Annotated in this window: 26 protein-coding genes; 13 read left to right on the top strand and 13 right to left on the bottom strand. The window is 71.6% G+C overall.

The features are described 5' to 3' along the window. Positions 1 to 562 precede the first annotated feature (562 nt). From ACSP50_RS19750 to ACSP50_RS19740, 3 genes are all read left to right on the top strand, one after another. Positions 563 to 2,821, top strand: a complete 2,259-nt coding sequence (locus ACSP50_RS19750) for a bifunctional diguanylate cyclase/phosphodiesterase (protein WP_014691026.1) — start codon at positions 563 to 565, stop codon at positions 2,819 to 2,821. Between the two features lie 99 nt (positions 2,822 to 2,920). Continuing rightward, positions 2,921 to 4,720 carry a GNAT family N-acetyltransferase gene (locus ACSP50_RS19745; protein ID WP_014691025.1) on the top strand — a complete coding sequence of 600 codons (1,800 nt, stop codon included), beginning with the start codon at positions 2,921 to 2,923 and terminating at the stop codon, positions 4,718 to 4,720. A 60-nt stretch (positions 4,721 to 4,780) separates the two neighbouring features. Next, complete coding sequence (locus ACSP50_RS19740; RefSeq protein ID WP_043514787.1) at positions 4,781 to 5,344, top strand: nucleotidyltransferase family protein; 564 nt, start codon at positions 4,781 to 4,783, stop codon at positions 5,342 to 5,344. Between the two features lie 6 nt (positions 5,345 to 5,350). Here the strand turns inward: ACSP50_RS19740 and ACSP50_RS19735 are convergent, their stop codons facing one another. From ACSP50_RS19735 to ACSP50_RS19725, 3 genes are read right to left on the bottom strand one after another with little or no spacing between them, the layout of a single operon-like run. Next, positions 5,351 to 5,668 (bottom strand): tetratricopeptide repeat protein, encoded by a 318-nt coding sequence (locus tag ACSP50_RS19735; RefSeq protein WP_014691023.1) that lies wholly within the window; start codon positions 5,666 to 5,668, stop codon positions 5,351 to 5,353. Positions 5,669 to 5,678: 10 nt separating this feature from the next. Continuing rightward, entirely contained in the window at positions 5,679 to 6,674 is a 996-nt protein-coding gene (locus tag ACSP50_RS19730) for a MerR family transcriptional regulator (protein ID WP_014691022.1), read from the bottom strand. Next, positions 6,668 to 7,333 carry a HEAT repeat domain-containing protein gene (locus tag ACSP50_RS19725; protein ID WP_014691021.1) on the bottom strand — a complete coding sequence of 222 codons (666 nt, stop codon included), beginning with the start codon at positions 7,331 to 7,333 and terminating at the stop codon, positions 6,668 to 6,670. The genes ACSP50_RS19730 and ACSP50_RS19725 overlap by 7 nt, the downstream gene beginning before the upstream one ends. Before the next feature lie 75 nt (positions 7,334 to 7,408). Between ACSP50_RS19725 and ACSP50_RS19720 the strand changes: the two genes are divergently transcribed. Beyond that, positions 7,409 to 8,245, top strand: a complete 837-nt coding sequence (locus ACSP50_RS19720; RefSeq protein WP_014691020.1) for a patatin-like phospholipase family protein — start codon at positions 7,409 to 7,411, stop codon at positions 8,243 to 8,245. 76 nt (positions 8,246 to 8,321) lie between these two features. On the opposite strand, the gene ACSP50_RS19715 is transcribed toward ACSP50_RS19720, so the two are convergent. Continuing rightward, positions 8,322 to 9,716 (bottom strand): chitinase, encoded by a 1,395-nt coding sequence (locus ACSP50_RS19715; protein WP_014691019.1) that lies wholly within the window; start codon positions 9,714 to 9,716, stop codon positions 8,322 to 8,324. A gap of 226 nt (positions 9,717 to 9,942) precedes the next feature. Next, on the bottom strand, positions 9,943 to 10,803 hold the full coding sequence (locus tag ACSP50_RS19710; RefSeq protein ID WP_080127924.1) for a hypothetical protein: 861 nt from the start codon (positions 10,801 to 10,803) through the stop codon (positions 9,943 to 9,945). Positions 10,804 to 11,162: 359 nt separating this feature from the next. On the opposite strand from ACSP50_RS19710, the gene ACSP50_RS19705 reads away from it, so the two are divergent. After that, entirely contained in the window at positions 11,163 to 11,495 is a 333-nt protein-coding gene (locus tag ACSP50_RS19705) for a hypothetical protein (RefSeq protein WP_014691017.1), read from the top strand. 157 nt (positions 11,496 to 11,652) lie between these two features. Beyond that, on the top strand, positions 11,653 to 13,248 hold the full coding sequence (locus ACSP50_RS19700; protein ID WP_014691016.1) for an ATP-binding protein: 1,596 nt from the start codon (positions 11,653 to 11,655) through the stop codon (positions 13,246 to 13,248). Here ACSP50_RS19700 and ACSP50_RS19695 read toward each other — a convergent pair. The 3 genes from ACSP50_RS19695 to ACSP50_RS19685 all read right to left on the bottom strand — a co-directional run bounded on the left by ACSP50_RS19695 (position 13,245) and on the right by ACSP50_RS19685 (position 14,624). Next, positions 13,245 to 13,640, bottom strand: coding sequence for a response regulator (locus ACSP50_RS19695; RefSeq protein ID WP_014691015.1), 396 nt, complete (start codon positions 13,638 to 13,640; stop codon positions 13,245 to 13,247). The two genes, ACSP50_RS19700 and ACSP50_RS19695, sit on opposite strands and share 4 nt — an antisense overlap. A gap of 169 nt (positions 13,641 to 13,809) precedes the next feature. Beyond that, positions 13,810 to 14,301 (bottom strand): SRPBCC family protein, encoded by a 492-nt coding sequence (locus ACSP50_RS19690; RefSeq protein WP_014691014.1) that lies wholly within the window; start codon positions 14,299 to 14,301, stop codon positions 13,810 to 13,812. Then, entirely contained in the window at positions 14,298 to 14,624 is a 327-nt protein-coding gene (locus ACSP50_RS19685) for a helix-turn-helix transcriptional regulator (protein WP_014691013.1), read from the bottom strand. The genes ACSP50_RS19690 and ACSP50_RS19685 overlap by 4 nt, the downstream gene beginning before the upstream one ends. Positions 14,625 to 14,779: 155 nt before the next feature. Here ACSP50_RS19685 and ACSP50_RS19680 point away from each other — a divergent pair, with 155 nt between their 5' ends. Continuing rightward, positions 14,780 to 15,184 (top strand): nuclear transport factor 2 family protein, encoded by a 405-nt coding sequence (locus tag ACSP50_RS19680; protein ID WP_014691012.1) that lies wholly within the window; start codon positions 14,780 to 14,782, stop codon positions 15,182 to 15,184. 37 nt (positions 15,185 to 15,221) lie between these two features. Here ACSP50_RS19680 and ACSP50_RS19675 read toward each other — a convergent pair whose 3' ends face one another. Together ACSP50_RS19675 and ACSP50_RS19670 are read right to left on the bottom strand one after the other, a co-directional pair. After that, on the bottom strand, positions 15,222 to 16,109 hold the full coding sequence (locus ACSP50_RS19675; RefSeq protein ID WP_014691011.1) for an amidohydrolase family protein: 888 nt from the start codon (positions 16,107 to 16,109) through the stop codon (positions 15,222 to 15,224). Positions 16,110 to 16,200: 91 nt separating this feature from the next. Next, on the bottom strand, positions 16,201 to 17,103 hold the full coding sequence (locus ACSP50_RS19670; protein WP_052311646.1) for a LysR family transcriptional regulator: 903 nt from the start codon (positions 17,101 to 17,103) through the stop codon (positions 16,201 to 16,203). A gap of 81 nt (positions 17,104 to 17,184) precedes the next feature. Between ACSP50_RS19670 and ACSP50_RS19665 the strand changes: the two genes are divergently transcribed. Continuing rightward, a complete protein-coding gene (locus tag ACSP50_RS19665) occupies positions 17,185 to 17,946 on the top strand; it encodes an NAD(P)-dependent oxidoreductase (RefSeq protein ID WP_014691009.1) in 762 nt (253 codons plus the stop codon). Beyond that, positions 17,946 to 18,356 carry a RidA family protein gene (locus tag ACSP50_RS19660; protein ID WP_014691008.1) on the top strand — a complete coding sequence of 137 codons (411 nt, stop codon included), beginning with the start codon at positions 17,946 to 17,948 and terminating at the stop codon, positions 18,354 to 18,356. Before ACSP50_RS19665 ends, ACSP50_RS19660 begins: the two co-directional genes overlap by 1 nt. Here ACSP50_RS19660 and ACSP50_RS19655 read toward each other — a convergent pair. Continuing rightward, positions 18,353 to 19,669, bottom strand: a complete 1,317-nt coding sequence (locus ACSP50_RS19655) for an AI-2E family transporter (protein ID WP_014691007.1) — start codon at positions 19,667 to 19,669, stop codon at positions 18,353 to 18,355. The genes ACSP50_RS19660 and ACSP50_RS19655 overlap by 4 nt on opposite strands. Positions 19,670 to 19,751: 82 nt before the next feature. On the opposite strand from ACSP50_RS19655, the gene ACSP50_RS19650 reads away from it, so the two are divergent. Next, positions 19,752 to 20,387 (top strand): hypothetical protein, encoded by a 636-nt coding sequence (locus ACSP50_RS19650; protein WP_014691006.1) that lies wholly within the window; start codon positions 19,752 to 19,754, stop codon positions 20,385 to 20,387. Between the two features lie 160 nt (positions 20,388 to 20,547). Here the strand turns inward: ACSP50_RS19650 and ACSP50_RS19645 are convergent, their stop codons facing one another. After that, positions 20,548 to 21,381 carry a PIG-L family deacetylase gene (locus ACSP50_RS19645; protein WP_014691005.1) on the bottom strand — a complete coding sequence of 278 codons (834 nt, stop codon included), beginning with the start codon at positions 21,379 to 21,381 and terminating at the stop codon, positions 20,548 to 20,550. Between the two features lie 97 nt (positions 21,382 to 21,478). After that, positions 21,479 to 21,826: a hypothetical protein gene (locus tag ACSP50_RS19640; RefSeq protein ID WP_231956981.1), complete on the bottom strand. Its 348-nt coding sequence runs from the start codon at positions 21,824 to 21,826 to the stop codon at positions 21,479 to 21,481. Positions 21,827 to 22,012: 186 nt separating this feature from the next. Here ACSP50_RS19640 and ACSP50_RS42055 point away from each other — a divergent pair, with 186 nt between their 5' ends. From ACSP50_RS42055 to ACSP50_RS19630, 3 genes are all read left to right on the top strand, one after another. Then, complete coding sequence (locus ACSP50_RS42055) at positions 22,013 to 22,285, top strand: hypothetical protein (RefSeq protein WP_014691003.1); 273 nt, start codon at positions 22,013 to 22,015, stop codon at positions 22,283 to 22,285. 87 nt (positions 22,286 to 22,372) lie between these two features. Beyond that, positions 22,373 to 22,837 carry a MerR family transcriptional regulator gene (locus ACSP50_RS19635; protein ID WP_014691002.1) on the top strand — a complete coding sequence of 155 codons (465 nt, stop codon included), beginning with the start codon at positions 22,373 to 22,375 and terminating at the stop codon, positions 22,835 to 22,837. Beyond that, complete coding sequence (locus tag ACSP50_RS19630; protein WP_014691001.1) at positions 22,834 to 23,259, top strand: carboxymuconolactone decarboxylase family protein; 426 nt, start codon at positions 22,834 to 22,836, stop codon at positions 23,257 to 23,259. Before ACSP50_RS19635 ends, ACSP50_RS19630 begins: the two co-directional genes overlap by 4 nt. Positions 23,260 to 23,277: the final 18 nt, after the last annotated feature.

The raw sequence follows: 23,277 nt of genomic DNA, 5'->3' as shown, positions 1-23,277 counted from the left end.
GCGCTGCAACCGCAAGACAACCGCGGACGAGGGCAGCGGGCCGGCCGAGACCACGGGCAGCGGGCAGCGGGCAGCGGGCAGCGGGCCAACTACGCGGAGGCGGCCGCGGGCAGCGAGCAGCAGGCCGGCCAAAGACCATGCGCACCCCGCGCGCAGCCAGCCCGCGCGCAGCCGACCCTGCGGAGCCGACCCTGCGGGCAGCGGGTGGGCCGAATCCCACGCGCGCCGGCCAGCCGCAAGTCGCAGACCGCAGACCGCAGGCCGCCAACCGCGAGCCAACCGCGCGAAGCCGATCACCAGGCCGGCCCGCGGAGATGACCCCCGGACCTCCGTGCGAGTTCACCACGATGTGGCTGACCGCCTCCCCACCCCCAGAGTGACCGGCCAGGATGTAGGTGGCCGGCCGCCAGCTGCCGGCCCGGTGGTCTCTGCGGCCGCCGCACGGCCGGATGGCGACCCGTCGACTTCGGTGACTGCGCGGTGAGCGAACCCGGTAGCCTCATGCGCGCCGTTCAGCGGCCGATCATGCGGCACAGAAGCGCACGTCCGGGTGAGGAGGAGCATGATCGGCTGGTCGGCGGTGGTCCGCCATGCCCGTGCCGCGGCCTTCCTCACCGGTCTGCTGGTGCTGCTGTTCAGCGTGTTCACCAGTGTGGTGACCGCGCGCGACAAGCAGGTCGCGACCCAGGATCACGCGCTCGACCTGAGCCTCGGTCAGCAGGTGGCGGCGGTCCGCAACTACTTCGACCAGGCGCGGGCGATCGCCGAGGTGTTCGCCAACAATCCGGTGTTCATCGACTTCTATCAGGCGCCCGGGACCACCCGGGAGAAGATCGCCGCGGGTGGCCCGCTGATCGGTCGGGTCAACGACGCGCTGGCCTACCTGGAGCAGCTGTATCCGGGGCGGATCCAGTCGGCCAGTTTCGTCGACCGGGACGGCCGGCAGATCGCCCGGGTGGCCGGCGGGGTGCCGGTGCGCGCCGTCAACCTGCGCGACAACGAGCAGCTGCGGCCGTACTTCGCGCCGACGCTGCAGCTCGGGCCGGAGCGGGTGTACCAGACGGCGGCGTACCGGTCGCTGGACACCGGCGACATGGTGATTTCCGATTCGACCCTGCTGATGGCCAACGGGTTCACCGGGATCGTCCAGTTCGAGGTGTCGCTGTCGAGTTTCCGGATGCCGGACACCAGCGGCGGCCGGGTCGCCTCGATCCTCGGCGCGAGCAGCGGCGAAGTGCTGATCGACTCCCGGACCACGGGTGTCGGCGACCGCACGTTCGCGCCGATCGCGCGGGCCGGGGCGCTGGCCGGCATGACGAATCTGAACGGGCTGCGGGTCGCCTACCAGCGGATGCCGGCCACCCTCAACAACGCCAACGACTGGTACGTGGTGGTCTCCGACCAGGCGTACGGCGCCGGCTGGAACCGGGGTTTCCCGGTCCGCTCGCTGGCGCTGGTGCTGGCCGCGCTGCTGACCATTCTGATCTCCGGGGTGAGCTGGCGGGCCCACGCCCGCTCGGTGCGCCGGGCCGGCACGCACGACGCGCTGACCGGGCTGCCGAACCGGACCCTGTACAACGAGCGCACCCAGGCCGCGCTGCGCGGGGGCCGGCCGGCCGCCGCGGTGATCATCAACCTGCGCGGGTTCCGGGACGTCAACGACGTGCTCGGGCACCGGCACGGCGACCTGCTGCTCACCCAGGTGGCGCAGCGCCTGACCGCGGCGGTGCCGGAGGGCGCCACGGTGGCCCGGATCGGCGCCGACGACTTCGCCGTGCTGCTGCCCGGCGCCGACGCGGCGACCGCGCGGGCGACCGCGGAGGCGCTGCTCGCCGGGCTGCACCACACCTTCGTCATCGACGACTTCCAGCTGGATGTGGAGGCGAACGCCGGGGTGGCCGCCGCGCCCGAGCACGGCGTGGACGCCGAGACCCTGCTGCGGCACGCCGACGCGGCCCTGCACCTGGCCAAGGAGCAGGTGTCGGGGGTGCAGCAGTACGACGCGGCCAACGACACCGGCACCGCCAGCCGTCTGGAACTGCTCGGCGACCTGCGCCGGGCGATGGGCACCGACGATCAGCTGGATCTGCACTATCAGCCGAAGATCGACCTGCGGTCCGGCCGGGTGACCGGCGTGGAGGCGCTGATCCGCTGGCAGCATCCGAAACTGGGCCGGATGGCGCCGGACATGTTCATCCCGATGGCCGAGTCGACCAGCCTGATCCGGCCGCTGACCGGGCATGTGCTGTCGATGGCGGTCCGGCAGGCCCGGATCTGGGCGGACCGGGGCACCCCGATCCCGATCGCGGTCAACCTGTCCACCCGCTGCCTGCTCGATCCGGGGTTCGCGGCGCAGGTCTTCGGTCTGCTGTACCGGACCGGGCTGCCGGCGCACCTGCTCAAGCTGGAGATCACCGAGAGTGCCGCGATGGCCGACCCGGACCGGGCGCTGGCGGTGCTGCGGGCGCTGCACGACGGCGGGATCAGCCTGTCGGTCGACGACTTCGGCACCGGGCACTCGTCGATGACCTACCTGCAGCGGCTGCCGGTCGACGAGCTCAAGATCGATAAGTCGTTCGTGCAGGCGATGGCGGACAGCCCGGGCGACGAGATGCTGGTCCGCACGGCGATCACTCTCGGACACAACCTGGGACTGTCGGTGGTGGCCGAGGGCGTCGAGGACGAGGCGGCGGTCGCCGCGCTGCGCGAGCTGGGCTGTGACATCGCGCAGGGCTACCACTACGCCCGACCGATGCCCGCCGGGGACTTCGACAGATGGTTCGCCGAATACTGCCAGAAAGCGGCCGCTCCGGTCGCCTGAGGCCGCGGGACATAGACGGCCGCCGGTGTTTCAGGGCAGGATGGGGCGAGGCCCGACGCCCAGGGGACCGGCGTCCGGACGCAAAGGGCGTGAAGACCCATGACCCTGACCCTGCTGGCATCCGACGGCGGCGTCGTCACTCTCCGCCCGGCCCGGCCCGGCGACCGCACCGGCATGCTGCGTTTCCGGCTGGCCGCCGCCGCCACCGACCGCATCATTCTGGTGGCCTGCGCCGGCCCACCACCGCCCGACGCCGCGAAAGACCACGCCGCGGAGAAAGACGCCGCGAACGACCACGCCGCAGAGAAAGACGCCGCGAACGACCACGCCACAGCGAAAGACGCCGCGAACGACCACGCCACACAGAAGGACGCCGCCAAGAAAGCGGAACGAGCGGAAAGAGCCGAACAAGCCACCGCCAGAAAGGGCGCACCACCCGTGATCGGCGTGGCGGCCTACGCCCGCCTGGACCCGGCCGGCCGCACCGCGGAGATCGCCGTCCACGTCGCCCCGCACCACCGCGGCCGCGGCATCGCCACCCTCCTGGTCGAGCAGCTCACCGCCCACGCCCGGCAGGCCGGGATCACCGAACTCATCGGCCCCGGCCCCGATGGCGGCACCGAGCTGCGCCCGATGCTCACCCCGGCCTCGGTGGTCGTGATCGGCGCCGGCCCGCGGCACGGCGGCGCCGGCCACGAAACGCTGCGCGCCCTGCGCGACTACGGTTTCGCCGGCCGGTTGTACGCGGTCAACCCGGCCGGCCGCCCGGTCTGCGGCGTCCCCGCGTACCGCAGCGTCTCGGATCTGCCCGAGCCCGCCGACCTGGCGGTGGTCGCGGTCCGCGCCGACCTGGTCCCGGCCGCTCTCAAGGAGGCCGGTCGGTGCGGGGTCCGCTGCGCCGTCGTGCTCAGCAAGGGTTTCGCCAGTTCCGGCCCGGTCAGCCGGCAGCGCCGCGCCGAGGTCCTGCAGGTGGCCCGGGAGCAGGGTGTCCGGCTGCTCGGCCCGAGCAGCATCGGGGTGCTCAACACCGGCCCGGACGCCCGGCTCAACGCCTGTCTCTCCCCGGAGCGCCCGCCGGCGGGCGGTCTGGCGCTCGCCGCCCAGTCCGGTCCGGTCGGGATCGCGCTGCTGGCCGGCGCGGCCCGCGGCGGCTGCGGCGTCGCCAGTTTCGTCTCACTCGGCGAGGGCCTCGACGTGACCGAGAACGACCTGGTCACCCACTGGTTCGACGATCCGGCCACCCGGGCGGTGGGGTTGTGCCTGGAGTCGGTGCGCGACCCGGCCGGCTTCGCCACGCTGGTCCGGGCGCTGGGCCGGCGCAAGCCGGTGCTGGCCGTCTCACGGGCCGGTGCGCTGCTGGAATCGGCCGGGGTCATCTGTACCACCGGGATCGGCGAGATGCTGGACACCGCCCGGATGCTGATCGGTCAGCCGGCCCCGGCGGGGGCGCGGATGGCGATCGTCGGTAACGGCGGCGGGCTGACCGGTCAGGCCGCGGACCTGGCGGAGGCGGCCGGTTTCACCCTGCTGCCGCTGACCTCGGCGACCCGCCGGCAGGTGGCGCGCGGCCGGGACAATCCGGTGGATCTGGGCATCGACGCGACACCGGCGTCGATCGCCGCGGCCGCCGAGACGGTGGCGAACAGCGGCGAGGCCGACACCCTGCTGCTGATCATCGTGGGAACCCGGGCGAACTGTCCGATCGCCATCATGACCGCGCTGGGTGAGGTGGTCGACGGCCACCCGGACGTCACCATCGCGGCGGTCCTGACCGGCGGCAACGACGGCATCCAGACCTTCGGCTCGCGCGCCGCGCCGGTCTATCCGGACGCGGCCCGCGCCGTCCGCGCCCTCGCCTACGCCCACCGCTACGCGGTCTGGCGCAACACCGACACCTGAAACCCCGATTGCGGTGTACGTGACCTGCCACGCCGCCCCGCCATGGCCTACCGTCCACGCATGGAGGTCGACAGCGAACGTGACGTGGTGGCCCTGATCGAGTCCGACCCGGCCGCCATGCGGGTTCTGCACGCCGCGGCCACCCTCGCCCTGCCGGACTGGTGGATCGGCGCCGGTTTCGTCCGCAACCGGGTCTGGGACGCGATCACCGGCCGCCCGCCTTCCCCGGAGCGCGATGTGGACCTCGCCTACTACGCCCCGGATTCCGTGGATCCTGCCGATGACGCCCGTGCCGAGGCTCATGCCGCCGAACTCCTGCCCGGCGTGCCCTGGGAGATCCGCAACCAGGCCCGGATGCATCTGCGCAACGGCGACGCCCCGTACACGTCGACTCTGGACGCGATCGCCCACTGGGTCGAGACGGCGACCTGTGCCGCGGTCACCCTCCGCGCCGGCACGGTCCACCTGGCCGCCTGCCACGGCCTCACCGACCTGACCACCATGGTGGTCCGCCCCGCGCCCAGCTTCGACAACGCCGCGGGCCACGCCGCGGTTCGCGCCCGCGTCGAGGCCAAAGGCTGGCTCCGCCGCTGGCCCACCCTGCGCCTGGAGCTCGGACGGTAGGAGAGTTCAGCACCCCGGAACCGCGACGGCGGACCCGACGGCGGCGAGGTGGCTGCGGATCTGCTCGGCCCCGGGCAGCCCCAGGTGGGCGCAGAGGGTCAGGGCGTGCCGGTAGTGCCGGCGGGCCCGGGCGAGGTCGCCCACCGCGTGGTGGACGTGGCCGAGGCCGGTGTGGGCGCGGGCCTGTTGGTGGCCGTCGCCGATCTCGATCGCGATGGTGACCGAGGCCGTCCAGCGTCGACCGGGACCGATCGCACGGTGACGGCCGGTCGGCGAGGCCCCTGATCCGGGTCCCGCCGCCGGCCTGCCCGCGCAACCGGCCACCAGCCGGCGGTCACTGCCGATCGCTGCGGCTCAGCAGCGCGGTGGCGAGCAGGGACACCGGACGGTCCCCGTCGGTCGAGAGGTCGCGGAGCAGGTCGTGGGCGAGGCTGCCGGGGAGCTCGGCGAGGGCCTGGGTGAGCCGCAGCCGGGCCGCCGGGCCGGTGTCCGGGGCGGCCAGCTCGGCGGTCAGCGCCGCGAGGATCGGGGCGGCCAGCGTCGGGTCCGCGGCCAGGGCGCCGAGGAGTTCGCCCGCCTCCACATCGTTGGGACCGTCGACGACCATGGCGATCAGGGTGGGCACGGCGGCCGGGACACCGCGTACGCCCAATGCCCGGGCGGCCTGACGCCGGACAGCGGCGTCGGTGTCGGACAGGGCCTCGGTGAGCAGGGCGACGGCCTCGTCGCCGGGCAGTCCGGCGACCGCCTGCAGGGCTCGGCGGCGCACATCGGCGTCGGCGGACGCCGCACCGGCGGCCAGACCGGCGATGCCGTCGGCGCCGGCCCGGGCGAGGGCCCAGCGCAGCGCCCCCGCCACGTTCGGATCGGATTCGGACAGCACCGCGCGGGCCAGCAGGTCGGCCGGGACCGCGGCCGGGGCCAGCACGGCCTGCTGACGGCGGGCCGCGTCGGGCGAGTCCAGACCGTGCAGCAGGCCGACGATCCGGGCGACGTCCGGCCAGCCGGCCGGTTCGGACACGTCGACGGCGTGCAGCCGGTCGAGGAGTTCGCGGTCGGCGGCCAGGCGCTCCTCGGTCCGGCGGATCAGGTCGCCGACCAGGGCGGCCGGGGTGAAGCCGGGATCGTCGAGGGTGCGCCCGATCTGCCGCAGCGACAGGCCCAGGGTGCGCAGGCCCTCGACGTAGAGGATCCGTCGCAGGTCGTCCGCAGTGTACTCACGGTAGCCGCCGTGGGTCCGCCCGGTCGGCCGGACCAGCCCCAGCGTGTCGTAGTGGCGCAGCATCCGCGCGCTCACCCCGGTGCGGCGGGCCACGTCACCGATCAGCACGACGGCGCCCTCCCGAGCCGGGCCCGGTCACCGGTCACCTCGGCCGGGAGGCATGGTGGGCCAGCGCGACGATCCTGGTCGCCTCGTGTACGGCGTGGTCGAAACCCGGCTTGCGGGTCACGCAGGAGCTGCTCGGTGGCGAGGGCATGCGTACGTACCTCCGGATCGTGGTTGTCCCCGGCCGCCCGCAGGACGGGTTCGATCACCGTGCCGAGCGCGACCAGCGACCGGCTCAGACTCATCCGCACCTCCCGGTCACCGCGGCCGAGCTCGGCGGTCAGTTCGACGGCGAGCGCCGCCCGCTCCCGTTCCGGCGCGAGTGTCGCGGCCACCCGCCACGCGGCCCGCGCCACCTCGTCGTCCACATCGTGCAGCAGGGCCGGGGTGATCGACGGCCAGGCGCTCCGGTCACCGATCTTGGACAGCGTATGCAACGCCTGACTGCGGGCCTGCGCCACCTCCGAGCCCAACTCCGCGCACAGCCGCGGCACGGTGACCTCGGGCGGCAGCCGGGTCAGCGCCCAGGTGAGCATGTCCCGGACGAAGAAGTCGGGTTCGGCCGCGCACCGCGCCATCAGCATCTCGAGGTCGTCCGGGTCAGGGTTCGTCCCGATCGCCAGAACGGCCTGCAACCGGGCGGACGCGTTGGTCTCGGTCATGGATACCACCTCCACCACCGAGTCAAAGCGTTGCCATAGTGACAAGGTCAAGCCCACTCGCTACGGTCTGGTGGCATGAAACGGGCTCTCGTACTCGGCGGCGGCGGTGTCACCGGCATCGCCTGGCACCTCGGACTGCTCTGCGGCCTGCAGCGGGCCGGTCTCCCGCTCGGCGACGCGGACACCATCATCGGCACCTCGGCCGGCTCGGTCGTCGGCACGCTGCTGGCCGCCGGCGTCGACCTGGAGGCCGCGGTCGCCGCGCAGCAGGTGGAGGCGGCCGCGCCGCCGCGCTCCGGCGGTTCCGGGCGGGGCACCAGTCAGTGGCTGGCCGCCATGTCGGTGCTGATCGACCCGTCGGTGCCGGCCCAGCAGGCCCGCGCCCAGGTCGGCACGATGGCCTCGGCCGCCGACACCACCGACGAGCAGACCTGGCTGCGCCGCATCGGTGACCTGCTGCCGATCCGCGACTGGCCGCAGGGCCGTGACCTGCGCCTGGTCGTCGTCGACACGGCCGACGGCCGGGATGTCGTGCTGGACGCCGCCGCCGGCGCCCCCCTGCTGCAGGCGGTCGCCGCGAGTTGCGCGGTGCCCGGCCTGATGCCGCCGGTCACCATCGGCGAGCACCGCTTCATGGACGGCGGGGTCCGCCTCGGCGCGGGTGCCGACCTGGCCGCCGGCGCCGACCGGCTCATCGTGATCGCCCCGATGGCGATGCTGGGCCGCGAGCGCATCGAGGCGGAGATGGCCGCCGCCGGCGCTGCCGGGTCGCTGCTGATCGAGCCGGATCAGGAGGCCTTGGAGGCCTTCGGCCCCAACTTCATGGACCCGGCCCGCCGAGCGCCGTCGGTCGCCGCCGGGCTGCGGCAGGCCGAGGAATTGGCGGACGCCGTACGAGGTGTCTGGCGCTGAACGACGGAGCGAGCCCGTCGCCGCCTCCGGGCGGGGCGGGCTCGGGCTCCACACTCCGGAGCCCGAGCCGCTCACCTCAGCCGAGCGCGGTCAGGAACGGCTTGTGACTGTTCCGGAACTCCCAGGACGAGAACCGGTCCCAGTTGATCGACCAGGTCATCAGGCCGCGGAAGTCCGGGTTCAGGCCACTGCGCGGCGTGTACCCGCCACAGTCGGCGCCCTTCACCAGACAGGTCACCGCCTGTTGGATCGCGGCCGGCGCGACATAGCCGTTACCGGCGTTCGTCGAGCTGGGAGCGCCGAAACCGATCTGGTCCTCCCGCAGCGCCGGAAACAGGTTCGCCGTGTTGCCGGCCACCGGGAACCCCGCCATCAGCATGTCGGTCATCGCGATGTGGAAGTCCGCGCCGCCCATCGAGTGATACTGGTTGTCCAGGCCCATGATCGAGCCGGAGTTGTAGTCCTGCACGTGCAGGATGGTGAGGAAGTCCCGCACCGCGTAGATCACCGGCAGATACGACCCGGCCCGCGGGTCCTGACCGCCCCACGGCCCCGACCCGTAATACTGGTATCCGAGCTGGACGAAGAACGTCTCCGGCGCCATCGTCAGCACGAACCCGGCCCCGTACCGCGCCTTCAGGCTCTTCAGCGCGCTGATCAGGTTGACGATCACCGGGGTGGTCGGGTTCTTGAAGTCGGTGTCCCCGGTGTTCAGCGACAGCGAGTGACCCTCGAAATCGATGTCCACGCCGTCCAGCCCGTACCGGTCGATGATCGCGCTGACCGAGCTCACGAACGTGTCCCGGGCCGCGGTCGTGGTCAGCTGCACCTGCCCGTTGGCACCGCCGATCGACAGCAGCACCTTCTTGCCGGCCGCCCGCTTCGCCTTGATCGCCGCGACGAACTCGGCCTCGGACTCCACCCCCGGGCACTCGCTGACCGGGCAGAGGCTGAAGCGGATGTCGCCGGAGGTGACGCTGGTCGGCTCGCCGAACGCCAGGTCGATCACGTCCCAGTCACTCGGGACGTCGGCCATCCGCAGGTAGCCGGAGCCGTTGGCGAAACTGGTGTGCAGGTAGCCGACGAGGGCATGCTTGGGCAGGTTTCCGGCCGGGATGGGGGTGGTCGGAGACGTGCTCGGGCTGCCACTGGGGCTCGGGCTCGTGCTGGGCGACGGCGACTTGCTGGTCACGGACGGCGATGGGGACGGGTTCGTCGTACCGCCGCACGCGCCGTTGTTGATCCAGACATCCCACTGGCCGCTCTTGACGACCGGGTCCTCACCCTGGGTCCACCACTTGGCGGTGTAGTTGCTGCCGCCCTTGGACACCACGTTGTCCTTGACGTAGGCGACGGACGCGCTCCAGACCGGAGCACAGGCCACCGCGGCACTCGCGGTGGCGGCGACATAGACGGTTGAGCACGCAGCGGCCACGGCCGCCGCTGCCGCGAGTATCACGGATCGACGCATGCTGAATTATTAGGACTGTTAACTGAAAATGTAAAGAGCCTTCACCAGGCACCGCGTCAGCACGACCGACCGTCCGGAACACCGGCACCACCGCCTCCCCCGCGGTGCCGGCCGGAACCTCGGGCTCACCGGGACACGTCCGGCACACCGACCGCGGCGCCCGGAGGGCCGACTGGTGATGATTCCTGAAACCGTCCCGAGACGGACAGGACGAGTCGCGTTGGGCTCAACCCCGGGCCGGAGCCGCCTCGGGTGAACCCGGTTCGGTCCGGCGTGCCAGGTTGTTGATGAGGGAGCGAGCTATCTCAGCGTGCAGCTCGTTTCTGCTCTTCTCCTCGGTAACCGCCACAACGAGTTCGCGGACAGTGGTGATGCGGCGATCATCCTGGCTTTCCTCGCGCAGCTGAACAGCCTGGGTCGTCATGTTCTTCCTGGTCGAGTTGGCCTGTGCGAAGAACAGCGCGGAGGTGAGTGTGACGACAGTTCCGGAAAGAGCCGCAACGACAGACGCATATTGGGCGCCGTCGGTCGGCGCCCGAAACACGGCAAGCCCGACGCCGCAAAAGAGAAGGATCGCGCCGATCCCGGCGAAGGACATGCTCAGGTTGAAGCTGAGCCGGGCCTGCACCAAACCCAAGGTGTAGATCTCCCGGAGAATGGCCTCCTGTCGGCGAAGCCCCTCCGCGGACCGCGCAAGTTGCTGTGCCAGCACCTCCTGGGCGGGGTTATACCCTTCAGGGTAGGTGATATACAGGTCACTCACATTCCCAGCGATATAGACACCGCCTTGGGACTCGCCCGTGTTTACGCCCCGGCGGGTTGCCCGTTCTGCGGAGCCTACGAAGTCGGACCTGAGAATGCCGCCCACCAGAAGTAGTCCCACGCTGGCCAAGGCCATGGGTGTGCTGTCAATATGAAGAGACGGAAGGGCATACGAGGGCACGAGCGCGAAGAGTACCGCGAATAGAGCGAAGAGGACTCCAAGAAGGATCAAAACCTGCCCGAGTACGCTCTTGTCAGCCAGGGCATCGCTACTATCCTTTATGGCGTTCCTTAATTCTGAAGCCCCCTCGGTGAACCGATCCATCCGCCCGCTTATCCACCTTCGCACACCCATGGGTGTCAAAGTTAGCGCCCAATAGTCCGTACGGCCAAGTTGGACACAGGACATCCTCGCCATGATCAATGGCACTCTCATCGGTATGTGAAGGCGAAGCCGGGAAGACATCTTGACGCCCATACCGAAGCTTTCCAGCCTGTTCCTGCGCGCCGATCGCGATCGGTTGTTCCGCCTGTACCAGGGTCGCGTGTCTGAACATGGCCCTGGTGGGGCGTCGACCCGGCCGCGACGATGTGGAGACATCCCATGGTGTTCGGGCGTCCAGGCCTTTGCGGTCGTGGTTCTCGGTCCGGATAGGGCTCGTCCTGGGTCACTACGCTGGGGGCATGACGCGGGACGGCATTCGAGGTGGTCAGCAACGGGTCGACGTGTTGCTCGACCGGCTGACGGACGCTGAGGAGCGGCTGCATCAACTCGGGGATGGTCACTGGGCGAACTGGCTCGCCCGTGATCGGGCGCGTGTCGCGCAGGGCGACGCGTATGGCCTCGAGCACTTGAAACAAGCGTTCGGCGGCATGGGCAGCATCAACGACGCCTACCCGCAGGATGACGGCGCCATCGGCGCCACATTGGCCGACATTCACAGGTTGGCGGCCCAGCTACTCGCCGACCACCAGGCAGCCGACGGTCCGGGCGTGCATCGAAGTCCGCCGCGGTAGGCGAAGGGTTCTCTGCCGCACCCCCGGGAGTTCCGCGATGATGTCGTGCGGACGGCCCAAGGCCGCGGCCCAGGCGTGACGGCGAGGGGCGAGGCCGCGGCGGGGCGGATTCGCGGAAGGCGCCGGGGCGCGGACACGCGGCGGGGATAATCGGCGGATGAACCCCGTGCGCAGCGGGACTCCGGCGGAGCCGGTGCGGCCGGAGCTGGAGATGGTCACCGGCGCGGTGTCGCAGGACGCCGCGGACCGGCTGGCCGCGCTGACCGTGCGCGGGGCGCGGGGCGACTCCGCGATGATCCATCTGACCGACGGCCGGCACATGCGGCTGATCGGCGGGCACGCCCTGCCGCCCGGGTTCGAGCCGATGCAGCAGGTGCCGATGCCGTCGACGCTGGCCGGGCTGGTGATCCGGACCGGGTTCCCGGTGGTCATCGAGGATGTCGAGGCCGATGACCGGGTTCCGGGTGACGCGCCGGTGCGGGCCGTCGGGATCCGGGCGTACGCCGGTTTCCCGGTCCGTGATCCGGGCGGCGTGATCGTCGGGGTGTGCGCGGTGATGTCGTTCGAACCGCGGCGGTGGGCGCCGGAGGACCTGACCGCGGTCGACGACGGGGCGCAGGCGTGCACCGCGTTCGTGGCGGAGCAGCGGGCGCACGAGGCCGAGCACCATCAGCGGCAGTACCTGGACATTCTGCTGGACAGCCTGGACACCGGGGTGGCCGCGTGTGACGCCGAGGGGCGCATGGTGCTGGTGAACCGGTCGCTGCGGCACCGGCTCGGGGATCGGCCGGTCGACGGCAGCGCCGAGCAGTGGATCCGGCGGCTGCCGGTGACCACCCCGGACGGGCGGCCCAGCGACCCGGATCAGGCGCCGCTGCTGCGCGCGCTGCACGGGACGGACGTGCGCGGGGTCGAGTATCTGCTGCACTCCGGCGGGCAGCCGCGGGTGCTGCGGGTGAACGCGCACCCGATCTCGGACCGACGGGGGCGGCGGCTGGGCGCGGTGACCGTCTTCCACGACATCACCGAGGCGCGCCGGGCCGAGCATCTGCAGGCGATGCTGAGCCGCAGCAAGGACGAGTACCTGAACCTGGTCGGGCACGAGCTGCGCACCCCGCTGACGCTGATCGGGTCGTACCTCGAATTGATGAACGACGCCGATCCGGACGCGCCCGCCGCCGAGCTGCTGCCGATGGTGGCCGCGGCCCGGCGGGGCAGTGAGCGGCTGCGCCGCCTGGTCGAGGCGCTGCTCGACCTGTCCGCGCTGGACGCCGGGCGCAACCCGCTGAATTTCGCCGACCTGGACCTGGTGACCGTGGTGAGCAGCGCGGCGTGCCAGATCGACGACCGGGCGGCGGCCAAGCACGTCTCGCTGGTCCAGACGACCCCGGCCCGGATGCCGTTGCACGGCGACCAGCGCCGGCTGACCCAGCTGGTCATGGCGCTGCTGGAGAACGCGGTCACCTACACCCCGGAGGGCGGCACGATCAGGGTCACGGTGAGCGGGACGGACAGCACCGCGGTCCTCGAGGTGACCGACAGCGGGCTGGGGATCCCGGAACACGAGCGGCCGCGGGTCTTCGACCGGTTCTTCCGCGGCGCGGTCACCACCGAGTTGGCCATTCCGGGTGCCGGGCTGGGACTGGCCATCGCGAAGCTGATCGCCGAACGCCACCACGGCACGATCGCCATCCACCCGAACGACCATCGGCCGGGCACCACGGTCCGGGTCGAGCTCCCCCGGCCCCTCTAGAAGGCGGTCGGGACCTGGCCGTCGATGTGGCCGGCGTCGAGCACCTTGTCGACGCAGTCGATCAGCTCACGGGCCAGGAACGGCTTGTTCAGCACCGCGGTGGCGCGCACCTCGCCCGGGCCCGGGTCGCCGGGGACCAGCGCCCCGCTGTAGAGGATGACCGGCAGCAGCCGGGTGTCCGGGTTGTCCCGGATCCGCCGGCACAGTTCGAGGCCGGACAGCTGCGGCATGTTGATGTCGCTGACCACGATGTCGGGCCGGTCCCGCTGGACCGCCTCCCAGGCCGCGGCGCCGTCGGTGACGGCGGTGACGGTGTGCCCGGCCCGCCGGAGCAGCCGCTCGGTGACGGTGAGCAGGTCGGGCTCGTCTTCCGCGACAACGATGACTGCCAACGCTCAGGAGCCTTCCCCCGTAATGCACATATCTGGACGATTATGTCCTACCCACCGGGAATCGTCTCACACCTCTGACCTTTCCCGGCCACCATCGGGATCCGTCGGGGGCACCGGCGCCACCAGGAGCGACGAATGACCGAAAAAATCCGATTGACCGTACGTTCGGTCAGCCGCCGTTGATCGCCGATTCCTGATAGGCGGGCAACAGTTCGGCCCACCGCGCGGGGCCGTCGGAGCGTTCCCCGCCGGACAGGTGCGCGGCCAGATCCTCCACGTGCACCTGGATGCCGGCGCCATACGCGGGGAGGTGCTCGATCGGCATGCCGCGCTCCTCCCACACCAGCACGGTCTGCTCCCCGTCCGGGATCAGCGTCACCTCGATGACGTGCTCCCCCACCTGGTCCGGCTGGGTGGTGCGGAGCAGCAGCCGCCGCGGCGGCTCGCACGCCTCGACGCGCCCGGTGCCCGCCCAGCCGCTGGCGAAGAAGTGCGCCCGGAACTCGCCGCCGAGCCGCAGGTCGCCCTCGACCTCGGCCATCCAGCGACTCAACCGGACCGGGTCGGTGACCGCCTCCCACAGGTCGGCGGCGCCCGTGTTAAACCGGTCCTCGATCCGGACCAGGCCGACGCCGTCGACGGACCGCAACTCGCTGATCATTGGTAGCTCCTCCGCTCCCGTTTACCCCGGGCGATCTCGGTGTGCAGGGCATCCATCCGGTGCTGCCACAGCGCGCGGTAGCGCCCCAGCCACTCGTCCAACTCGGCCAGCGGCTCCACCCGGATGCTGTAGATCCGACGCTGCGCCTCCTGCCGGACATCGACCAAACCGGCCTCCCGCAGGACCCGCAGATGCCGCGACACCCCCGGCCGCGCGATCGGCAGCGCCGCCGCCAGCTGGCCGACGGTGGCCGGGCCGCGGGCCAGGGTGTCGAGAACCGTCCGCCGGCTCTCATCGGCGAGCGCCCGCACCACCGCTTCCATGCCGTGGAAGGTACCCAGTCGGTTACGTAACCGTCAAGCTACATAGATGAGCGGAGACCGCGTCGCCATCGAGTTTTTCCGGTTCTTCCGCGGTTCAGGTGGGAGAACCGACGCCGGTACGTTCTACGGTCGGTGCGTCAACCGAGGAGGCCGGCATGGTGCGTGAGGTCGTCGAGGAGATCCTGCGGGTGGGACGCGAGCACGATGTGGACGCGTTCGTGGCGCTGATGGCGCCCGACGGATACATCGAGTGGCCGTATCGTCCGGACGGGGTGCCTGAGCGGCTCACCGGTCGCGACGAGATCCGGTCGCACCTCCGCGCGGCCGCCGGGTTCATCCGCTTCGACGAGTACCGGGACGTGGTGTTCCACGAGACCACCGATCCGGAGGTGATCATCGTGGAATATCAGGCGTTCGGGACCGTGCTGCCGACCGGGGCGCCGTTCCATCAGGTGATCATCGCGGTGTTCCGGGTCCGCGACGGCCTGGTCGTGTCGTACCGAGACTATCTCAACCCGCTGCCGCTGATCGCGGCGCGAGAGGAGATCGCCCGCCGGTGAGCCGCCCGGCCACCGCCCACAGCCGGGTGCCGGCCCGTCACCGCGCCGGCCCCGCGACCCCGAGCAGCCGCGCGCCGTTGTCGTGCAGGACGGCCCGCAACCAGTCATCCCCCAGGCCCAGTCGGTCCAGAACCTCGATCTGATGGGCGTACGCGTACGGAATGTTCGGGAAGTCGCTGCCCAGCACGATCCGGTCGCCGAGGTCGGCCAGCCGCGGCACCAAAGCCGCCGGGAACGGGGCGTAGCGGGACGTGAACTCGGTGAACACCATCGTGGTGTCCAGGTGGACGTTGCGGTGGGTGGCCGCCAGCTCCAGGAACCCGGCGTACTCCGGGCTGCCGCAGTGCGCCACCACCAGGGTCAGGCCGGGGTGGCGAGCGAGCACCTCGCCGATCGGGCCGGGGCCGGTGAACGCACCCGGCATCGGGCCGCTGCCGCAGTGGCAGACGACCGGCGTGCCGGCCTCGGCGAGCATCCCCCACACCGGGTCGAGCAGCGGATCCCGCGGGTCGTAGCCGCCCACCTGAAGATGCGACTTGACCACCCGGGCGCCGGCGTCCAGGCCGGCCCGGACGTACCTCTCGACGCCCGGCTCGGGGAAGAAGGTCGCGGACGGCACACAGCCGGGGACGCCGGCGGTGAACTCCCGGCACCAGTCGTTGAGCCAGGCGGCCATGCCGGGCTTGTGCGGGTAGACCAGCGCGGGGAAGGCGATCACCCCGAGGCCGCGCAGGATCTCCAGCCGGGTGGGCTCGTCCTGCCGATAGCGGATCGGCCAGTCCATGCCGAGGGTGGGCGGCACGGCGTCGAAGTAGTGCCAGACCTTGCGCAGCACCCGCTCGGGCATGAAGTGCACGTGGATGTCGGCGAAGCCGGGCAGCCCGAGCCGCCGCAGCAAGCCCGGCAGCGCATCGTCGGTCAGCACCCGGCCAGTCTGCCCGATCAGGGCCCCCGGTGGCGCCGGACGATGGGCCACCAGGACGGTCGGGCGTCGACCGCCGGACGTGGCCCGCCGGTCACCATCGCGCTCGTGTCGTCCCGGCAGGAGAGCACAGACCGGTCAGGTGGGTCAGGAAGGCCTCCACCGCGGGTGGGCGGGTCCGGCCGGCGAGGGTCGCGGCGTACACCCGGCGCACCGACTCGTCGTCGGGATGAACCGGGAGCAGCGTGATGTCGGCCGGGATGGCGCGCGCCGCCAGGGACGGCACCAGGGTGACCCCCAGGCCGGCCGCGACGCAGCCCAGTTTCGCGGTCCACTCGCTGACCGCGACGTCGATCCGCGGCCGGAAGCCCGCGGCGGCGCTGTCGCCGAGCAGGGTCTGCTCGGGCCGGGCCGAGCTCGCGATGAACGGCTCGTCGGCCAGCTCGGCCAGCCGGACCCGGCGGCGGCGGGCCAGCCGGTGACCGCTGGGCACGGCGATGAGCATCCGCTCGTCGAGCAGGTGGTGCAGGTCGAAGCGGGCCGGGTCGGGTGGGCCGCCGGGGGCGGTGCTGACCACGGCCAGATCGGCGTCACCGGCGGCGAGGCGGTCGAGCAGGGCCGGGCTGAGCCCCTCGACCAGGGATACCGCGAAGCCGGGCCGGGCGGCCCGGAACGCGGCGACGGCGCGCGGGACCAGGGCGGCCAGCGCGGTGGAGAAGGCGCCGACCCGGAGCCGGCCGGTGGTGAGCTCGACCGACTGGCGAGCCGCGTGCAGCCGGTCCAGCAGCGCCTCGGCGTGCGGGAGCAGGGCGCGGCCCTGCTCGGTGAGGGCGACGCCGCGCGGCAGCCGGTCCAGCAGGCGGGCGCCGACCTCGGCTTCCAGGGTGGCGATCTGCCGGGAGACCGCGGACTGGGTGAACCGTAGCCGGCGGGCGGCCGCGGTGATCGAGCCGAGGTCCGCGACGGTCCGGAACACTTCGAGCAGCTGGGTCTCCACGGCCAGCCATGCTAGCCGGGCATGGCAGCCATGCGAGACAGTCGCTGGTGGCATGGCCCGGCGGGGCCTAGCGTCGCGGACATGACAGAGATCGCGGTGCTGGGCACCGGACGGATGGGTGGTGCGATCGCCCGGCGGCTGCTGGCCACCGGGCATCGGGTGACGGCGTGGAACCGGACCGGGGACCGTGCGGCGGCCACGGGGGCCGCCGTGGCGGACAGCCCGGCCGCGGCGGCCGCCCGGGCCGACGTGGTGATCACGATGCTGACCGACGGGCCGGCGGTCGCCGAGGTCCTCACGGCGGCCGCGGTGCCGCCGGAGACGGTGGTGGTGCAGATGTCGACGATCGCCCCGCGCGAGACCCGGGCGATCGCGGCCGGGATCCCGCTGTTCGTGGACGCGCCGGTGGCCGGGAGCGTGGACGCGGTCGCCGCCGGAACGCTGACGATCTTCGCGGCGGGTGCGGTCGAGCGGGCCGGCGGCGTACTCCAGAATCTGGGTGAGGTCCGGAACGTCGGCGAAGCCGGCGCCGGGTCGGCGGTGAAGCTGATGCAGAACACCGCGATGCTGACCGCCCTGGCCGGGCTGCGGGAGAGCCTGGCGCTGGCCGGCGCGCTGGGCATCGACCGCGATCTCGCGGCCGGGTTGCTCGCCGCCGGGCCGCTCGCGACGGCGTACCGGCGGGCCGCCAGCACCACGGCGGACTTCCCGGTCGCGCTCGCGGTGAAGGACCTGCGGCTCACCGGCTTCGACGGGCCGGTCGTCAGCGCGACCCTCGCGGCGCTCGAAGCGGTGCCGGATCAGCACGCGGACCTGGCCGCGCTGGTCGGGCCGGTGCGCTGATGCGGGTCAGCCTGGACAGTCCGCTGCCCACACCGTTCGCCGACCGCTTCGCCGACGTGGCCCGCGTCGACCTGCCCGGCGGAGCACTGCTGACCCTCGCCGGGCAGGTCGCGGTCGACGACACCGGCACGGTGATCGCACCGGGCGACGCCGGCGCGCAGGCCGTCCGGATCTTCGAGATCATCGGTGGCCTGCTGGCCGCCCACGGCGCCGGCCTCGCCGACATCCTGCACATCCGGACGTACCTGACGGATTTCCAAGATCTTCCGGCGTACGCCGTGGTCCGCCGCCGCCTGTTCCCGCAGAACCCGCCGGCCAGCACGACCGTGCAGGTCAGCGCCCTGTTCCTGGCCGAAGCCCGGCTGGAGGTGGAGGTGACCGCCGCGATCGCCCGGCCGGCGGCCGGCTAACCGCGGTCGGGGACGACGGAGGTGTCGTCGGCCGGCGGGTCGGCCGGGTCGAGGCGGCGCTCGGCCGCCTCCTCCCGCTCCTCCGCCTTGGCCTCACCCTCGTCGGTGGACTCGGTGCCGGGCGGCTCCCGGTCCGCGGTCGGTTCGCCGTCCGGGTGGTTCGCCAGGTAGCGGATCGCCGTGTTCAGCACCGCGAGCAGCGGCACCGCGATCAGGCCGCCGACGATTCCGGCGACCACGACGCCGGCGGCGATCGCCAGGATCACCGCGAGCGGGTGCAGGGCCACCGCCCGGCCCATGATCAACGGCTGCAGGACGTGGCCCTCCAACTGCTGCACCGCGATCACCACGGCGAGCACGCTGATCGCGGTGACCGGCCCGTTGGCGACCAGCGCGATCAGCACCGGCACCGCGCCGCTGATCGTCGCGCCGACCACCGGGATGAACGCGCCGAGAAAGACCAGTGCGGCCAGCGGAATGGCCAGCGGCACCCGCAACACCACCAGGCCGATCCCGATGCCCACGGCGTCGACGAAGGCGACCAGCACCGTGGCCCGCACGTAGGAGACCAGCGTGTGCCACGAGTAGTGCCCGGCCCGGGCGGTGGGGACACGCGCGTCCCGGGGCAGCAGCCGGCACAGGAACGACCAGATCTGCCCCCCGTCGCGCAGGAAGAAGAACAGGGTGAACAGCACCAGGAAGAACCCGGTGACCACCTCACCGACCGTGGCCGCGGTGTTCAGCGCCCCCGTCGTGATCGACCCCTGGCTGTGCGTGATCGACTGGCGGGCCTTGTCGATGTAGTCACTGAACTGCGCGTCGGTCACGTGCAGCGGGCCGTTCGCCAGCCACCGCTGGATCTCGTCGATGCCCCCGCCCACCTGTGTCGACAGGTTGTCGAACTGGGTGATGAAGGTCCGCACGATCAACCCGAGTCCGCCGAAGACCAGCAGCAGTGCGGCCACCTCGACCAGGCCGGCGGCCAGCGAGCGTTTCATGCCGTTGCGCACCAGGCGGGCGCAGACCGGCTGGAACAGCGCGGCCAGCAGGATCGCCACCGCCACCGGGATCAGCACGATGTGCAGCAGCGCGATGATCCGCAGGAACAGGTACGCCGCGACGACGAACAGGATGAAGCGCCACGCCCACGCCCCGGCCGTGCGGATGCTGCTGGGCAGCACGTCGGCACTGGACGGCCGCGGCTCCACGACGACCACGTCGGGCCCGGTGAACGGCGGTGGTGCGTTACGGCTCTCCGCCTCGGCCAATCTCGTCCGGGCACGCTCCCGGAACGTCTGCGTCCAGCTGGTCATCGGCTTTCCCCTTCGGTTGTCCGCATCGATGCCCGGTGGCGCGCTGTTTCATGCTTGATCAGCCGGTCTAGGGTGGCGTTTCATGTGGCGTGTTCTGCGATGGGTGATGGTGGCGCTGTGGGTGGTCGCGGCCGGCGCGGCCTGGTGGGCGGCGCCCCGCGAGTCGACCGCCGAGCAGGCGTCCGCCGACATCGCGGACCACCGGGTGGTCGCCTACCAGTTCGGCAGCGGGTGGCACGACACCGCGCCGGACCGCTGGTTCAGCGTTCCGTCCGTGGACGTCAAGACCTCCGACCCCCAGGCGATCTTCGCGTGGCGCACGCCGGACCACCGCACCCACTGGGTCCGCGACTTGCACCCCGGCCTGGACCCGGCCGGTTCCGGCACGCTGATCTCGCTGAGCACCCTGGTCAACGGCATCGGCCTGCTGTTCACCGTGGTCTTCCTCGGCGTGCTGTGGGCCGGCCCGCCCCCGCTGACCGGCACCCGGTGGTACTGGTGGTGGCTGTTCGCCCTGGTCCCGTTCGGGCTGGGACTGATCTGGTGGACCTTCCGCGAATACCCGTGGAACCGCGAGCCGGAACTCCCGGAGCGGCGCCGCACCGGCTTCCGCGGCTTCGGCACCGCCTTCGTCGTCTCCCTGGGGGTCTCGGTGGCGCTGCTCCTGCTCCGCCGGGTCTTCGGCGACATCCTGTTCCCGGACCTGCTCACCCCGTAGTCGTAGGGAAAGGCCGTGACCCGCGATTGCCGGGTCACGGCCGTTTTCGGGCGATCACCGCTGAGCCGGTATCCGAACCGCAGCTCCCATCGACCTTGAATCGCCGGGACCGCGCCGATCCGACCGTCGGCGGCGGCCACGCGCTCGGGGTGCTGGACGCTCAGCGCAGTCCAGCGAACAGATCGTCCTCGGGCAGCGGCGCGCCGGTGGTGTCCCGGACCCGGACGAATGTCTCGACCCCCATCAGGTCGGTGAAACGCTCCTTGCCCATGCGCAGGAACTCGATGTTCTCGCTCTGGCTGGCGTGCGCCGACAGAGCGTCGTACTTCTGGGCGCCGAACGCCCGGGTGTCCACCCACGTGCTGATCTCCGCATCCGGCAGGCCGATCGCCGGGGGCGGGGCGTCCTCGGTCACCTCGGCCTCCGCCCAGTCGACCCCCAGCTCGCGCAGCGCCTCGCCGAGCGCGGCCATCCCCGAGTGCGGCGCGGTCGTCCAATACACCTTGGCCGGCACGCCGGTCAGCGCGACCGCGGCCATGGTGACGCGGTGCGCCTGAATGTGGTCGGGATGACCGTAGAAGCCGTTCTCGTCGTAGGTGACGACGACGTCAGGCTGATACCGCCGGATGAGGTCGGCGAGCCGGTCTGCCGCCTCGGCGACCGGCACGCCCCAGAACGAGCCGGGCGCGTCGTTGCTCGGCCACCCCATCATCCCGGAGTCGGCGTAGCCGAGCAGTTCAAGGTGCGTCACCTTCAGCGCGGCGCAGCTCGCCTCGAGCTCCTCCCGACGCATCGCGGCCACCGCCCCTGGATCATGCCCCGGCGCGCCCGGCTTGACCCCGCCCGGCCCGTCCCCGCACCGCCCGTCGGTGCACGTCACGAGCACTGTCGTGATCCCTTCCGCGGCACAGCGGGCGAGGACGCCGCCGGTGCTCGAAGCTTCGTCGTCGGGATGGGCGTGCACCGCCATCAGGGTCAGGGATCGATCAACCATGCCGACACCCTACGGCTTCCGGCCCGGGGCCCGGATTCGCCCGGCGCGGGGATGCGGTGACGGTGCGATCGGATCGCGGCACGAGCGAGGCCGATGGTCAGACCTCAAGGAACGCTTGGTCCTGCCACACATCCTCATACCCAGGCGCCAGGATCACGCCGAACCCGGGCGGAAGCGCCAGGTATGGCAGTAACTCAGGGAAACGATCCTTGGCGTGCTCGACGTGCACGGGGCTGAAGAAGTCGTCATCGTCCTGCGGTATCTGCCCGCCCCGCCACACGTACCAGCCGTTGGACTGCCCGACGGGCGGATGGCGAATGGCGTTCAACGGCTCCAGCTCGGCAGCGCGCCCCAGGCCGACACCGATCATCGTTCCCGGTCGAGGTCGAAGCGGCGTCACGCCGAACCGACGGCATGTCCGACGCTGCGCCAGCAAGATCCGCACGCCGGATCCTCGCATACCCGCCACACGCATCACCGATGCGCCGGGTCGATCGCAGCCAGCACGGCCCGCGGCGATCGACCATGAACACGGACGCAGTGGCACGTGGGCGAATTCCGCCGGTCATATGGCCGGTGAGCGCAGCTTATGACCGGGACCGAGCCACCCTTACAAAGGAGGCGCTGCTCCGTGAAACGGCTCGACCGTCCCTGGCGCATCGACGACTGGCCGGCACAGCCGAGTCTCACGGTCGACATCCGGCAGGAGAGTGAATTCGCAGGGCGGCGGCTTATCCGAATCGATCGGCGGATGACGATGGCGCTGACGGTTGCGTTGCCCCAGACCGTCGTGATGAGCGTCATTTTCTGGTCGAGTGACAGCATGGTGGACTCGGGAACGAAACGTTCCGTCGTAACCCCGGCAAGGTGGCTTCGGCGACGTGGGGCGCGGGACCCGACGTAGCGACGCGGGGCCGTTCGAGCGCGGATCGTGGCGGGTCCAGGTACCGAGGTTGCGTTGTAGCGCGCTCGAAGCTCTAGCGTCGTGCCCATGAAAGCGAACGATCGGTTACAGGAGGCGCTACGCCTGGCCGTCGACCCGCCCGGCGGCGTGTCGGTCGAGGCCTTGCAGGACCTGGTCCGGGAGGACCTGTCCCCGCAATGGGACATCGCGACGACGGCCGACCACATCGGGGTCAGCCCGCACACCCTGCGCTACTACGAGCGAGCCGGCCTGATCACGGTGCCGCGCAACGGTGCCGGGCATCGCGTCTACGACGCGGCGTGCGTGCGGCGCCTGGTTTTTCTGACCCGGATGCGCACCTCGGGGATGCCGATCAGCGACCTGCGCCACTATGTCACCCTCGTCGATCGCGGCGAGGACACCGTTCCGGACCGCCTCGACCTGCTCCTTGAGCACCGCGACACGTTGCGGGCCCAGCTCACGCAGATCCAGCTGGCCCTGGCGGCCACCGAATACAAGATTGCGACGTACGGAGGAGCAACACAGCCGTGAACGACCCGCAGCACGACATCGACAGTGTGGACAACCGGGAACGGCGGGAGCACGGCCTCGAGGTTCTGGCCCGGATCGACGGGGCCGCCGGGGCCGCGGTGATCGACTCGCTGGCCGACGTGTCACCGGCTCTGGCCCACCACATCGCGGCGTTCGCCTTCGGCGACATCTACGACCGCCCCCGCCTGGACGCGCGATCCCGGCAGCTGGTCACGATCGGTGTGCTGACCGCCCTCGGGGGATGCGAACCCCAACTCAAGGTGCACGTCGGAGCGTCACTCAACGTCGGTCTGACCCCGGACGAGATCGTCGAGGCGATCCTGCACGCCGCCGTTTACGCCGGCTTCCCGCGGGCGCTGAACGCCACCTTCGCCGCGAAGGAGGTCTTCGACAGCCGTGGGGTGCAGACCACTGCCTCATGACAGCGGCCTCGGCGTGTG

The organism is Actinoplanes sp. SE50/110, assembly GCF_900119315.1.
Classification (GTDB): domain Bacteria; phylum Actinomycetota; class Actinomycetes; order Mycobacteriales; family Micromonosporaceae; genus Actinoplanes.
The sequence above is the reverse complement of the archived record's forward strand: the minus strand, read 5'-3'. Positions and strand labels throughout refer to the sequence as shown.